Origin of the sequence: Pluralibacter sp. (genome assembly GCF_019237635.1) — a bacterium.
In the GTDB taxonomy this organism is placed as follows: Bacteria; Pseudomonadota; Gammaproteobacteria; order Enterobacterales; family Enterobacteriaceae; genus Enterobacter_B.
Genome location: NZ_JAFAGS010000124.1, coordinates 1 through 13,288 on the forward strand (window position 1 = coordinate 1; position 13,288 = coordinate 13,288).

Here is a 13,288-nt window from a genome sequence, read left to right on the forward strand (position 1 = left end):
GTCCTGTAACTTGTGCAACCTCCTCGATACTAAACCCTGCCTCAAAAAGCCTACTGGCTCCCTCTCTTCGCATATCGTGGTATCGTAAATCCTGAATCCCTAGCTTGCTTCTTACCCTCTGGAATCCAGCTGTTACTGAACTACTAATATATGGGAAAATGAGTTCCGATTTTCTTGGCTGGCGCTGAACGATATCCCATGCTTCACCAAGCAGGGCAACCTTCATATGGTTTCCTCCTTTTTTTCTCGGGTCCTTTCGGTCTCTTACCAGTACGGATTTTTGTGCTTCGTCGATGTCTTCCCAGCGGAGTCTGCATACCTCACCAATTCTCATGCATGAAAGCACGGAAAACTTCAGGATATCGACAAAAGGGATCTTCGCGCTTTTGTGTTCTGAGCGATCTTTTAGCCCCTCGATCAGCATGTCGAGTTCTTCAGATGCTGGCCGTCTGCTGCGCTTGTTCGACTTACCAATAAGGCCGAGTTTTAGCAGGTGCGGCCTGGCTTCTTTCGCTGGATTTGCTGTGTAGTTAATGCCATATACCGGTTTTGCACTATCAAGCACACTACCGAGGTAGCTAACATCATGGCTTATTGTCGCAGGTCCTGCGCCAGCGTTGCTTCTTAACCTGCAATGCTCAATAACATCGTTTATCGAAAGGGAGAGGAGTGGGGGTGCGGCAATGTCACAATCAACCAGCATATTAAGTACATAGGTTTTCGTTCGACCGGCCTTGCCACCCGCTTGTGGGTCGTTGATATATTTTTTTAGAAGTTCTCGTACTGTAACCCCTTCGGCGTCTCCAGTTGATGGAGCCCCATGGAGGTCTAATTCCATTGCTCGCTGAGACCCCCATGATTTCGCATGGGCTTGTTTCGGAAATGTTTTGCTTTCCCGGAAGGTGATAACGCCTTTTTCCTTGATCAGCACAGTGCAGCGATAGCGCGGTGTGCCGTCAGATTTTAGTCGTTTCTCTATGTTATAATATGCCATTCTGTTATCTCGTTACTTCAGGTCCCCATATGCATGGGAGCCTGTGAGGGAACCTGATACCAGAAAAATATACTCAAATGTCAAAAAATGCACGGTAATCTTGAAATGATAAAAACCAACCAAACCAGCGTAATGCCTAGAGATACTGACAATCACTGGAGTGGTCGGTTTAGTGTGGCTCCTATGCTCGACTGGACGGACAGGGATTGTCGTTACTTCCTGCGCCTGCTGTCGCGCCAGACGTTGCTGTACACCGAGATGGTCACCACCGGGGCGATTATTCACGGGAAAGGCGATTACCTGGCCTATAGCGAGGAGGAGCATCCGGTCGCATTGCAGCTCGGCGGCAGCGACCCGGCAGCGCTGGCGCAATGCGCGAAGCTTGCGCAGGCGCGCGGTTACGATGAAATCAACCTGAACGTCGGCTGTCCTTCGGATCGTGTGCAGAACGGCATGTTTGGCGCCTGCCTGATGGGTAATGCGCAGCTGGTGGCGGATTGCGTGAAGGCGATGCGCGATACGGTGTCGATTCCGGTGACGGTCAAAACCCGTATCGGCATCGACGACCAGGACAGCTACGAATTCCTCTGCGAATTTATTAACACCGTTTCCGGCCGCGGCGAGTGCGAGATGTTTATCATCCACGCCCGCAAAGCCTGGCTGTCCGGGTTAAGCCCGAAAGAGAACCGCGAGATCCCGCCGCTGGATTACCCGCGCGTCTATCAGCTGAAACGCGATTTTCCCCACCTGACGATGTCAATTAACGGCGGCATCACATCGCTGGCCGAGGCGCAAGGGCACCTGCAGCATATGGACGGCGTGATGATTGGTCGCGAGGCATACCAGAACCCGGGCATGCTGGCGACGGTGGATCGCGAGATTTTCGGCGCCGATGCGGCCGATGCCGACCCGGTCGCCGTGGTTCGCGCCATGTACCCGTATATCGAGCGCGAGCTGAGTAACGGCACTTATCTTGGACACATCACGCGCCACATGCTGGGTTTGTTCCAGGGGATTCCGGGCGCGCGGCAGTGGCGCCGCTATCTCAGTGAAAATGCCCATAAAGCCGGTGCGGACATCAACGTACTGGAACAGGCGCTACAGCTGGTGGCGAATCGTCGTTAATTTTTCACTACTTAATCGTCAAATTCACCACGCCTCGCAGATATCTGCGGGGCGTTTTTCTTGATATTCAATAGGTTAATATTTGGCATGGTTTTTGTAATAGCGTAAACAGAAACGCGTTATCAAGGTTGGGAGAAAACCATGCTGGAGCTACTGTTTATCATTGGATTTTTTGTCATGTTACTGGTGACGGGGGTCTCTTTGTTGGGGATCCTGGCCGCCATTGTGGTGGCGACGGTCGTGATGTTTATCGGCGGGCTGTTTGCGCTCACGCTCAAACTGCTGCCGTGGTTGTTGCTGGCGGTGGCGGTGGTATGGGTGATTCGGGCGATTAACGCGCCGAAGGCGGCGCGGTATGATCGCAATAACCGCTGGCGCTACTGAGCGCGTAGGTCGTTGACTTATTGGGGGACCTTGCGTGTATTGCGTGATGCGTCACAACCTGAAAACTTTTGCGCAAGGCGGCATAGGCAGGTCGCCATAAATCTGTCACTATCACCCCGTTAACTAAATTCATCGCGCTGTACCCTACATACAGCCGAACGATAAAAAGTAAGGGCTTCCTCCGGGAAGCCCTAAACTTTTCTGCGCGTTTATCCCTCAGGGCAGTAGCAGGCTGGAGCCTTGCGTCGCCCGGCTTTCCAGCACTTCATGGGCCTTTTGCGCCTGCGCCAGCGGGTATTTCTGGCCGTTGGCGACATCAACTTTGATAACGCCGCTGGCAATCAGCGAGAACAGCTCGTTACTGGCTTCCGCCAGCTCTTCGCGGGTGGTGATATAGCCTTGCAGGGAAGGGCGCGTGACGTACAGCGACCCTTTCTGGTTCAGAATGCCGAGGTTAACGCCGGTGACCGCGCCGGACGAATTGCCAAAACTCACCATCAGACCGCGCCGCTGCAGGCAATCCAGCGACATCTCCCAGGTATCCCTGCCCACGGAGTCATACACCACGTGCAGTTTTTTACCGCCGGTAATCTCTTTTACCCGCTCCGGCACGTTCTCATCGCGGTAGTTGATCACCTTCCAGGCGCCCGCCTGCAACGCCCGCTGCGCCTTCTGCTCAGACCCGACGGTGCCAATGAGCTTCGCGCCCAGCGCTTTCGCCCACTGGCAGGCGATAAGCCCCACGCCGCCTGCCGCTGCATGGAACAGGAACGGCTCGTTCGGTTTAACCTCGTAGGTTTTGCGCAGCAGATAGAACACCGTCAGCCCTTTGAGGAACGACGCGGCGGCCTGCTCGAAGGAGATAGCCGACGGCAGAATAGCCGCTTTATCCGCCGGAACGTTATGGACGGAACTGTAAGCGCCAAGCGCCGACTGGGCATACACCACCCGGTCTCCGGCTTTGATATGCTTCACGCCGCTGCCGACCTTGCTCACCACCCCGGCGGCTTCTGTCCCCAGACCGCTTGGTAGCGACGGCGGTGGATAGAGACCACTGCGGATATAGGTGTCGATATAGTTGATGCCGATAGCCTTATTTTCCACCTGAATCTCGTGCTCGGCGGGATCGGCGGGGGTAAACTCCACGGCTTTTAATACTTCCGGGCCACCATGCTTGTGAAATTCAATTCGTGTTGCCATGATTCCTCCAGAAATGTGGTAATCTTTCGACCCACTCTTTATCTCGGTAACTCCATTCACTATGGCAGGAAATAAACCCTTCAACAAACAACAGACTGAACCCCGCGAACGCGATCTGCAGGTCGCCGGGTTGAAAGTACCGCCGCACTCGATTGAAGCGGAACAGTCGGTGTTGGGCGGTTTAATGCTGGATAACGAACGCTGGGATGATGTCGCCGAGCGCGTGGTCTCGGAAGATTTCTACACCCGCCCGCACCGGCATATCTTCACCGAGATGGGTCGCCTGCAGGAAACCGGCAGCCCGATCGATCTCATCACGCTCGCGGAATCGCTGGAGCGTCAGGGACAGCTCGACAGCGTCGGCGGTTTCGCTTATCTGGCGGAATTGTCAAAAAATACGCCAAGTGCGGCGAACATCAGCGCCTACGCCGATATCGTCCGTGAACGCGCGGTTGTCCGTGAGATGATCGCCGTGGCGAACGAAATCGCCGAGGCGGGATTCGATCCGCAGGGGCGTACCAGCGAAGACCTGCTGGATCTTGCCGAATCCCGCGTGTTCCAGATTGCGGAAAACCGCGCCAATAAGGATGAAGGCCCGCAGAACATCGCCGAAATCCTCGACGCCACCGTCGCCCGTATTGAGAAACTGTTCCAGCAGCCGCACGACGGCGTCACCGGCGTGGATACCGGTTATCAGGATCTGAATAAGAAAACGGCCGGTTTACAGCCGTCGGATTTGATTATTGTCGCTGCGCGTCCGTCGATGGGTAAGACGACATTTGCGATGAACCTCTGCGAAAACGCGGCAATGTTGCAGGATAAACCGGTTCTTATCTTCAGTCTTGAGATGCCCTCCGAACAGATTATGATGCGTTCCCTGGCCTCGCTGTCGCGTGTGGACCAGACCCGCATCCGTACCGGGCAACTGGACGACGAGGACTGGGCGCGTATTTCCGGCACCATGGGCATTCTGCTGGATAAGCGCAATATCTTCATCGATGACTCCTCCGGCCTGACGCCGACGGAAGTCCGCTCCCGCGCGCGCCGTATCTATCGTGAGCACGGCGGTCTGGGGCTTATCATGATCGACTACCTGCAGCTGATGCGCGTGCCGTCGCTGTCCGAAAACCGTACGCTGGAAATCGCCGAAATCTCCCGCTCGCTGAAGGCGCTGGCGAAAGAGTTGCAGGTTCCGGTGGTGGCGCTGTCGCAGCTGAACCGCTCCCTGGAACAACGCGCCGACAAGCGCCCGGTCAACTCGGATCTGCGTGAATCTGGCTCCATCGAACAGGATGCCGACCTGATTATGTTTATCTATCGTGATGAGGTCTATCACGAGAACAGCGACCTGAAAGGCATCGCTGAAATCATTATCGGTAAGCAGCGTAACGGTCCGATCGGTACGGTACGTCTTACCTTTAACGGGCAATGGTCGCGCTTCGATAACTATGCGGGACCTCAATATGATGATGAGTAATTTCTAAGGAATTCAAATGCAAGCGGCAACTGTTGTCATTAATCGCCGCGCTCTGCGACACAACCTGCAACGTCTGCGTGAGCTGGCGCCCGCCAGTAAGCTCGTTGCGGTCGTGAAAGCGAACGCCTACGGACATGGCCTTCTTGAGACCGCGCGTACCCTGGCCGATGCCGATGCGTTTGGTGTCGCCCGTCTGGAAGAGGCGCTGCGCCTGCGTGATGGTGGGATAACACAGCCCATTCTCCTGCTGGAAGGCTTCTTCAACGCCAGCGATTTGCCGCTTATCTCGGCACAGCGCCTGCACACCGCAGTGCATAACCTGGAGCAACTGGACGCGCTGGAGCAGGCGACGCTGCCGGAACCGGTCACCGTCTGGATGAAGCTGGATACCGGTATGCACCGGTTAGGCGTCCGTCCGGAAGACGCCGGGGCTTTTTATCAGCGCCTGAGTCAGTGTAAAAACGTGCGCCAACCGGTCAACATCGTGAGCCACTTCGCCCGCGCCGACGAACCGGAATGCGGCGCGACTGAACGCCAGCTCGACGTGTTTCACACCTTCTGCGACGGCAAGCCGGGCATGCGCTCTATCGCTGCCTCCGGCGGTATTCTGCTGTGGCCGCAGTCGCATTTCGACTGGGTGCGTCCGGGTATTATTCTGTACGGCGTTTCACCGCTGGAGAGCAAACCATGGGGGCCGGATTTCGGTCTGCAGCCGGTGATGTCACTGACTTCAAGCCTTATCGCCGTTCGTGAACATAAAGCCGGCGAGCCGGTTGGCTACGGCGGCACCTGGGAAAGCACGCGCGATACGCGCCTTGGCGTGGTGGCGATGGGCTATGGCGATGGCTACCCGCGCGCGGCGCCATCAGGCACCCCTGTGCTGGTTAACGGTCGCGAAGTGCCGATCGTTGGGCGCGTGGCGATGGATATGATCTGCGTTGACCTCGGGCCGCAGGCGCAGGACAAAGCGGGCGATCCGGTCGTGCTGTGGGGCGAAGGGCTGCCGGTGGAACGCATATCGGAACTCTCGAAAGTGAGTGCTTACGAACTTATTACGCGCCTGACGTCGCGGGTGGCGATGAGATACGTCGACTAATCTGCGCATTTACCCTCTTCTGCATGGAGAGGGTATTCCCCCCCAACATCCTCTCGATCTTCTCCCGTATCCGGTTTATTGTGGTATTCACCTGCCTTCTGTAAATCTGGAGAACCTCTCGTGTTTCAAAAAGTTGACGCCTACGCGGGCGATCCTATCCTTTCCCTGATGGAGCGTTTTAAAGACGATCCGAGGGCCGATAAAGTGAATCTCAGCATTGGCCTGTACTACAACGAAGACGGCATCATCCCTCAGTTGCAGGCGGTCGCGCAGGCGGAAACTCGCCTCAATGCCCAGCCCCACGGGGCTTCGTTGTATTTGCCGATGGAAGGGTTGAACACTTACCGCCACGGTATCGCGCCGCTGCTGTTCGGCGACGATCACCCGGTTCTCCGGCAAAATCGCGTCGCCACGATTCAGACGCTGGGGGGCTCAGGCGCGCTGAAAATCGGCGCTGATTTCCTCAAGCGCTACTTCCCGAATTCGCGTGTGTGGGTCAGCGACCCGACCTGGGAAAACCACATCGCCATCTTTGAAGGAGCCGGGTTCGACGTAAATACTTACCCCTGGTTTGATGCGCAGACGAACGGCGTCCGCTTCGACGCGCTGCTGGAAAAACTGAACACCCTGCCGGAACAGGACATCGTACTGATGCATCCGTGCTGTCATAACCCGACCGGCGCCGACCTGACGAACGCGCAGTGGGATGCGGTCATTGAGGTGCTAAAAAACCGCAATCTGATCCCGTTTCTGGATATCGCCTATCAGGGGTTTGGCAGCGGCATGGATGAGGACGCCTATGCCATCCGCGCGATTGCTCGCGCCGGGCTGCCAGTGCTGGTCAGCAACTCCTTTTCTAAAATTTTCTCGCTGTACGGCGAGCGTGTCGGCGGCCTGTCCGTGGTCTGTGAAGACAGTGATACCGCGAGCCGTGTGCTGGGGCAACTGAAGGCGACGGTGCGTCGCAACTACTCCAGCCCGCCGAGTTTTGGCGCGCAGGTGGTGTCGGCAGTGCTGAGCGATGCGGCGCTGAAAGCGACCTGGATTGCAGAAGTCGAGGCGATGCGCGTCCGTATTCTGGCTATGCGCCAGGCGCTGGTCGAGGTGCTCCGCGAGGCGGTGCCGCACGGTAACTTCGATTATCTGCTCAAACAGCGCGGCATGTTCAGCTACACCGGACTGAGCGCTGCCCAGGTCGATCGTCTGCGTGACGAGTTTGGCGTTTATCTGATCGCCAGCGGTCGTATGTGCGTGGCCGGGTTGAACGCGGGTAACGTGCAGCGCGTGGCGCAGGCGTTCGCGGCTGTAATGTAAGCGCTCACTTACATATTCCTCTTTCCTGTCACGGGGAGAGGAATATGAATAACCCTACACTGAGTGTGATCATCTCCATTTTCTATAACATTGTTCCCAGATATTCCTTCCCTTCATGTGGCTCAGCGGTTATGGTCAGAACGCTTTGTGAAAATACCGCCCATTTACAATAATAACGATCTGATGATTTAGGGATAACAATGCGCAAGATTACGCTGGCGCTTAGCGCCTTTTGCTTATTATTTACACTAAACAGCACCGTTGTTGATGCCCATGCTTCTTCACCTTCTCCGCTGTATCCGGGGACAAATGTCGCGAAGCTCGCCGAACAGGCGCCGATTCACTGGGTATCTATCGCTCAGATTGAAAATAGTCTCGTGGGTCGTCCACCGATGGCGGTGGGTTTCGATATCGACGATACCGTGCTGTTTTCCAGCCCAGGTTTCTGGCGTGGCCAGAAAACGTACTCTCCGGGAAGCGACGCCTATCTGAAAAACCCGGAGTTCTGGGACAAGATGAACAACGGCTGGGATGAGTTCAGTATCCCGAAAGAGGTGGCGCGCGCGCTGATCTCGATGCACGTCAAACGCGGCGACAGCATCTACTTCGTCACCGGCCGCAGCCAGACGAAGAGCGAAACCGTATCGAAAACCCTGCAGGATGATTTTCTGATCCCGGGGGCGAATATGAACCCGGTGATTTTTGCTGGCGACAAAGCGGGTCAGAACACTAAAACCCAGTGGCTGCAGGAGAAAAATATCAAAATCTTCTACGGCGATTCGGATAACGATATCACGGCGGCGCATGACGTCGGCGTAAGAGGGATCCGCGTGCTGCGGGCCTCCAACTCGACCTACAAGCCGCTGCCGATGGCCGGGGCGTTCGGCGAAGAAGTTATCGTCAACTCAGAATACTGACAATAAAAAAACGGCAATCAGCAGGTTGCCGTTTTTTTAATCAATGTGGTTTCACCTTTGCCCGTCTTGCTGCACACTTATCTGAATGACATCCGTGCGGGTTGCGGCGGTGTGCCGCGACGTTACAAGGGGAAAATGATGACCAATTCGGATCTATTGCAGTACTGCATGGCGAAACCGGGTGCGGAACAGAGCGTGCACAGTAACTGGAAAGCAACGCAGATTAAAGTCTCCGACGTGCTGTTCGCCATGGTCAAAGAGGTGGAGGGGCGTCCGGCCGCATCGCTGAAAACCAGCCCTGAACTTGCGGAGTTGCTGCGTGAGCGGCACAGCGACGTGCGACCGAGCAAACATCTCAATAAAGCGTACTGGAGCACCGTTTATCTGGACGGCTCGCTGCCGGATTCACAGATTTACTACCTGGTGGATGCCTCGTATCAGCAGGCGATAGAGCTGTTACCTGAACAGGTCAGGCAACAGCTTTCGGTGTGATTACTGCAGCATCGGTTTCAGGAACCGCGCCGTGTGCGAGGCATCGCACTCCGCGACGGTTTCCGGCGTGCCGGAGACGAGGATTTCCCCGCCGCCGCTGCCGCCTTCCGGCCCAAGGTCGACTATCCAGTCCGCCGTTTTAATGACGTCCAGGTTATGCTCGATAACCACAATGGTATTGCCCTGGTCCCTGAGCTGATGCAGCACGTCCAGCAGTTGCTGGATATCGGCAAAGTGCAGGCCCGTCGTCGGTTCATCAAGGATATACAACGTCTGGCCGGTACCGCGTTTTGACAGCTCGCGCGCCAGCTTCACGCGCTGCGCTTCGCCGCCGGAGAGCGTGGTTGCCGACTGGCCGAGACGGATGTAGGTCAGGCCGACGTCCATCAGCGTTTGCAGCTTACGCGCCAGCGCCGGAACGGCATCGAAGAACTCGCGCGCTTCTTCAATGGTCATGTCCAGCACTTCATGGATGGTCTTGCCTTTGTACTTAATCTCCAGCGTTTCGCGGTTATAGCGTTTGCCTTTGCACTGGTCGCATGGCACGTAGATATCCGGCAGAAAGTGCATCTCTACCTTGATAACCCCATCGCCCTGGCAGGCTTCGCAGCGTCCGCCGCGCACGTTAAAGCTAAAACGCCCTGGCGTATAGCCGCGTGAGCGCGCTTCCGGCACCCCGGCAAACAGTTCGCGAACGGGCGTGAACACGCCGGTATAGGTCGCCGGGTTCGAGCGCGGCGTACGGCCAATCGGGCTCTGGTCGATGTCGATAACCTTGTCGAAATGCTCCAGCCCTTGAATATCGCGGTACGGCGCCGGTTCGGCAATGGTCGCGCCGTTCAACTGACGCTGGGCAATCGGGAACAGGGTGTCGTTAATCAGCGTCGATTTCCCGGAACCGGACACGCCGGTGATACAGGTAAACAGACCGACCGGCAGCGTCAGGGTGACGTCTTTCAGGTTGTTGCCGCGCGCCCCGGTCAGCTTCAGCACTTTTTCCGGGTTAGCCGCCACGCGTTGCTGCGGCACTGCAATCTTGCGCTTGCCGCTCATGTACTGGCCGGTCAGCGATTCCGGCACCGCCATAATGGCGTCCAGCGGCCCTTCTGCCACCACCTGGCCGCCGTGAACGCCCGCGCCAGGACCGATGTCGATCACGTGGTCGGCGGCGCGGATGGCGTCTTCGTCATGCTCCACCACAATCACGGTGTTGCCGAGGTTGCGCAGGTGGATAAGCGTACCGAGCAGGCGCTCGTTGTCGCGCTGGTGCAAGCCGATGGAAGGCTCATCCAGCACGTACATGACGCCGACCAGGCCCGCGCCAATCTGACTTGCCAGACGGATACGCTGCGCTTCGCCGCCCGAGAGGGTCTCTGCCGAACGGGACAGCGTCAGATAATTAAGGCCGACGTTGACCAGGAACTTCAGCCGATCGCCAATCTCTTTCAGCACTTTTTCGGCGATTTTTGCCCGCTGGCCGGACAGCTTCATGTTGCTGAAGAAGTCCATCGCATGGCCGATGCTCATGTCGGAGATGGTCGGCAGCGCCGTGTTTTCCACGAACACATGACGCGCTTCGCGGTTCAGTCGCGTGCCGTCGCAGCTGGTGCAGGGACGGTTGCTGATGAATTTCGCCAGCTCCTCGCGCACCGCATTGGATTCCGTTTCTTTATAGCGGCGCTCCATATTGTGCAGCACGCCTTCGAACGGATGGCGGCGCACGGAGGTGTCGCCGCGATCGTTCATGTATTTGAACTCGATAGAATCCTTGCCGGAACCGTACAGCACCACTTTTTGTACGTGGGCGCTGAGGCTGCCCCACGGAGCATCGACGTCGAATTTGTAGTGATCCGCCAGCGATCTTAGCATCTGGAAATAGTAGAAGTTACGGCGATCCCAGCCGCGGATCGCGCCGCCTGCCAGCGACAGCTCCGGGTTCTGGATAATGCGGTCCGGGTCGAAATACTGCTGTACGCCGAGACCATCGCAGGTCGGGCAGGCGCCCGCCGGGTTGTTGAACGAGAACAGGCGCGGCTCAAGCTCGCGCATGCTGTAGCCGCAGATGGGGCAGGCGAAGTTCGCGGAAAACAGTAGCTCGTGCGCTTTCGGATCATCCATATCGGCGACCACCGCCGTACCGCCGGAAAGCTCCAGCGCGGTTTCGAACGACTCCGCCAGACGCTGCGCCAGATCCTCACGCACCTTGAAGCGATCGATGACCACCTCGATGGTGTGCTTCTTCTGCAACTCAAGCTTCGGCGGATCGGAGAGATCGCACACCTCGCCGTCGATACGGGCGCGGATATAGCCCTGGCTTGCCAGGTTTTCCAGCGTTTTGGTGTGCTCGCCTTTACGCTCTTTAATGACCGGTGCCAGCAACATCAGGCGTTTTCCTTCCGGCTGCGACAGCACGTTATCCACCATCTGGCTGACGGTTTGCGCCGCCAGCGGTACATCGTGATCCGGGCAGCGCGGCTCGCCGACGCGGGCGAACAGCAGACGCAGGTAGTCGTGGATTTCGGTGATCGTCCCCACAGTGGAACGCGGGTTATGCGACGTGGATTTCTGCTCGATCGAAATCGCAGGCGACAGCCCTTCGATATGGTCGACGTCGGGCTTTTCCATCAGCGACAGGAACTGCCGCGCATAGGCGGAAAGCGACTCAACGTAGCGACGTTGTCCTTCGGCATACAGCGTGTCGAAAGCCAGTGAGGATTTGCCAGAACCCGACAGCCCGGTCACGACAATCAGCTTATCGCGTGGGATGACGAGGTTGATATTTTTGAGATTGTGGGTGCGGGCGCCCCGAACTTCGATCTTATCCATTCACCTTTCCCGGTAGAGACTCGGAATGCCTGGTTTGTTTGAAGGACAAACGGCAGAAACGGCTAAATTATGACACAGTTTGACCTGTTTGAATATACAGTATTGGAATGCATCTTCAGCGGAATTGTGCAACAATGCCTGGTTGGCGAGAGATCTCTGGAAAGAGCCTCACAGCTATTAAAATGCTGCGTGGAAATGGTACACTCACGCGTTTACACTATTAAGAAACGTATTCAGGAGACACGATCATGGCCAGCAGAGGCGTAAACAAGGTGATTCTCGTCGGTAATCTGGGCCAGGACCCGGAAGTACGCTATATGCCGAGTGGTGGCGCAGTGGCCAACATTACGCTGGCTACTTCCGAATCCTGGCGCGATAAAGCGACCGGTGAAATGAAAGAGCAGACCGAATGGCACCGCGTTGTGCTGTTCGGCAAACTGGCGGAAGTCGCTGGCGAATACCTGCGTAAAGGTTCTCAGGTCTATATTGAAGGCCAGCTGCGTACCCGTAAATGGACCGATCAGTCCGGTCAGGAAAAGTACACCACTGAGGTTGTGGTCAACGTGGGCGGCACCATGCAGATGTTGGGCGGCCGTCAGGGCGGCGGCGCACCGGCAGGCGGCAACATGGGTGGCGGCCAGCAGCAGGGCGGTTGGGGTCAGCCTCAGCAGCCGCAGGGCGGCAACCAGTTCAGCGGCGGCGCGCAGTCTCGCCCGCAGCAGCAGTCCGCTCCGGCGCCGTCTAACGAGCCGCCGATGGATTTCGACGACGATATCCCGTTCTAAGAAAGCCCTGCGACAGTCATTGTCCGCTTTCATCGCAAAGACCCCGTTTACGGGGTTTTTGCTTTTTCAGTCGTCAGCTTGTTTTTGGATTCTTCCGCCGCTTTCTGCTTACGTGCCTGTTCGTCCATAATGAGCCGGTAAGCGATGTAGTACTTATAGATATTGCTGACGTAGGTGACCGTCTCGGCGCCTATCTTTTCCGCAGCCAGATATTCGACGTTGCCGAACCACACGTTCGGGTCAAAGCCGCGCTTCTGGGTCTCTACCCGCAGGCGGGCGATGCGCGCCGGTCCAGCGTTATACGAAGCAAACGAGAAAAGCGCCTTATCAAGAGGGGTCATCGGTTCATCACCGTAGTACTGGTCTATCATCCAGCGCATATATTTCACCCCGGCATGGATATTGGGATCCAGGCTGTGGATATCACCGACTTTGAGCTCTTTACCGGTACGCGGCATTATCTGCATGACGCCAATGGCGCCCACCGGGCTGCGTACGGACTGGTTAAGGCGTGACTCTTGATAGCCCTGGGCGGCCATCAGCAGCCAGTCTACGTCATACTCATTGCCGTACTTTTTGAACAGCTCCACCATCGCCAGGAATTTGCGCCGTTCTTTCTCCGCCGCCGCATTTTTGACGTATTTAGCGTCCTTCAGATAGCGCAGAAAGATGGTATTA

General features: G+C 56.7%; 12 protein-coding genes. 8 read left to right on the forward strand and 4 right to left on the reverse strand.

What is annotated here, in order from left to right:
* The coding region (locus JO226_RS14630; protein WP_293602275.1) for a site-specific integrase at window positions 1-994 on the reverse strand (994 nt) is incomplete at its 3' end.
* A gap of 87 nt (window positions 995-1,081) precedes the next feature.
* On the opposite strand from JO226_RS14630, the gene dusA reads away from it, so the two are divergent.
* Together dusA and pspG are read left to right on the forward strand one after the other, a co-directional pair.
* On the forward strand, window positions 1,082-2,119 hold the full coding sequence (dusA, locus tag JO226_RS14635; protein WP_293602276.1) for a tRNA dihydrouridine(20/20a) synthase DusA: 1,038 nt from the start codon (window positions 1,082-1,084) through the stop codon (window positions 2,117-2,119).
* Window positions 2,120-2,260: 141 nt separating this feature from the next.
* Window positions 2,261-2,503, forward strand: coding sequence for an envelope stress response protein PspG (pspG, locus tag JO226_RS14640; RefSeq protein ID WP_293602277.1), 243 nt, complete (start codon window positions 2,261-2,263; stop codon window positions 2,501-2,503).
* Between the two features lie 216 nt (window positions 2,504-2,719).
* Here the strand turns inward: pspG and JO226_RS14645 are convergent, their stop codons facing one another.
* A complete protein-coding gene (locus tag JO226_RS14645; RefSeq protein ID WP_293602278.1) occupies window positions 2,720-3,703 on the reverse strand; it encodes a quinone oxidoreductase in 984 nt (327 codons plus the stop codon).
* Window positions 3,704-3,764: 61 nt separating this feature from the next.
* On the opposite strand from JO226_RS14645, the gene dnaB reads away from it, so the two are divergent.
* The 5 genes from dnaB (at window position 3,765) to JO226_RS14670 (ending at window position 8,999) form a co-directional block, all read left to right on the forward strand.
* Window positions 3,765-5,180: a replicative DNA helicase gene (dnaB, locus tag JO226_RS14650; RefSeq protein WP_293602279.1), complete on the forward strand. Its 1,416-nt coding sequence runs from the start codon at window positions 3,765-3,767 to the stop codon at window positions 5,178-5,180.
* Between the two features lie 16 nt (window positions 5,181-5,196).
* A complete protein-coding gene (alr, locus tag JO226_RS14655; RefSeq protein ID WP_293602280.1) occupies window positions 5,197-6,276 on the forward strand; it encodes an alanine racemase in 1,080 nt (359 codons plus the stop codon).
* Window positions 6,277-6,396: 120 nt separating this feature from the next.
* A complete protein-coding gene (gene tyrB, locus JO226_RS14660) occupies window positions 6,397-7,590 on the forward strand; it encodes an aromatic amino acid transaminase (protein ID WP_293602281.1) in 1,194 nt (397 codons plus the stop codon).
* Window positions 7,591-7,790: 200 nt separating this feature from the next.
* Entirely contained in the window at window positions 7,791-8,507 is a 717-nt protein-coding gene (gene aphA, locus JO226_RS14665; RefSeq protein ID WP_293602282.1) for an acid phosphatase AphA, read from the forward strand.
* A 138-nt stretch (window positions 8,508-8,645) separates the two neighbouring features.
* Window positions 8,646-8,999, forward strand: a complete 354-nt coding sequence (locus tag JO226_RS14670) for an MmcQ/YjbR family DNA-binding protein (RefSeq protein WP_293602286.1) — start codon at window positions 8,646-8,648, stop codon at window positions 8,997-8,999.
* On the opposite strand, the gene uvrA is transcribed toward JO226_RS14670, so the two are convergent.
* Window positions 9,000-11,825, reverse strand: coding sequence for an excinuclease ABC subunit UvrA (gene uvrA / locus JO226_RS14675; RefSeq protein ID WP_293602283.1), 2,826 nt, complete (start codon window positions 11,823-11,825; stop codon window positions 9,000-9,002). It abuts the gene before it with no gap.
* Between the two features lie 248 nt (window positions 11,826-12,073).
* On the opposite strand from uvrA, the gene ssb1 reads away from it, so the two are divergent.
* A complete protein-coding gene (gene ssb1, locus JO226_RS14680) occupies window positions 12,074-12,610 on the forward strand; it encodes a single-stranded DNA-binding protein SSB1 (RefSeq protein ID WP_293602284.1) in 537 nt (178 codons plus the stop codon).
* Window positions 12,611-12,657: 47 nt separating this feature from the next.
* On the opposite strand, the gene JO226_RS14685 is transcribed toward ssb1, so the two are convergent.
* Window positions 12,658-13,288, reverse strand: a 631-nt coding sequence (locus JO226_RS14685; protein WP_293602285.1) for a transglycosylase SLT domain-containing protein, incomplete at its 5' end; no start/stop codon positions are given.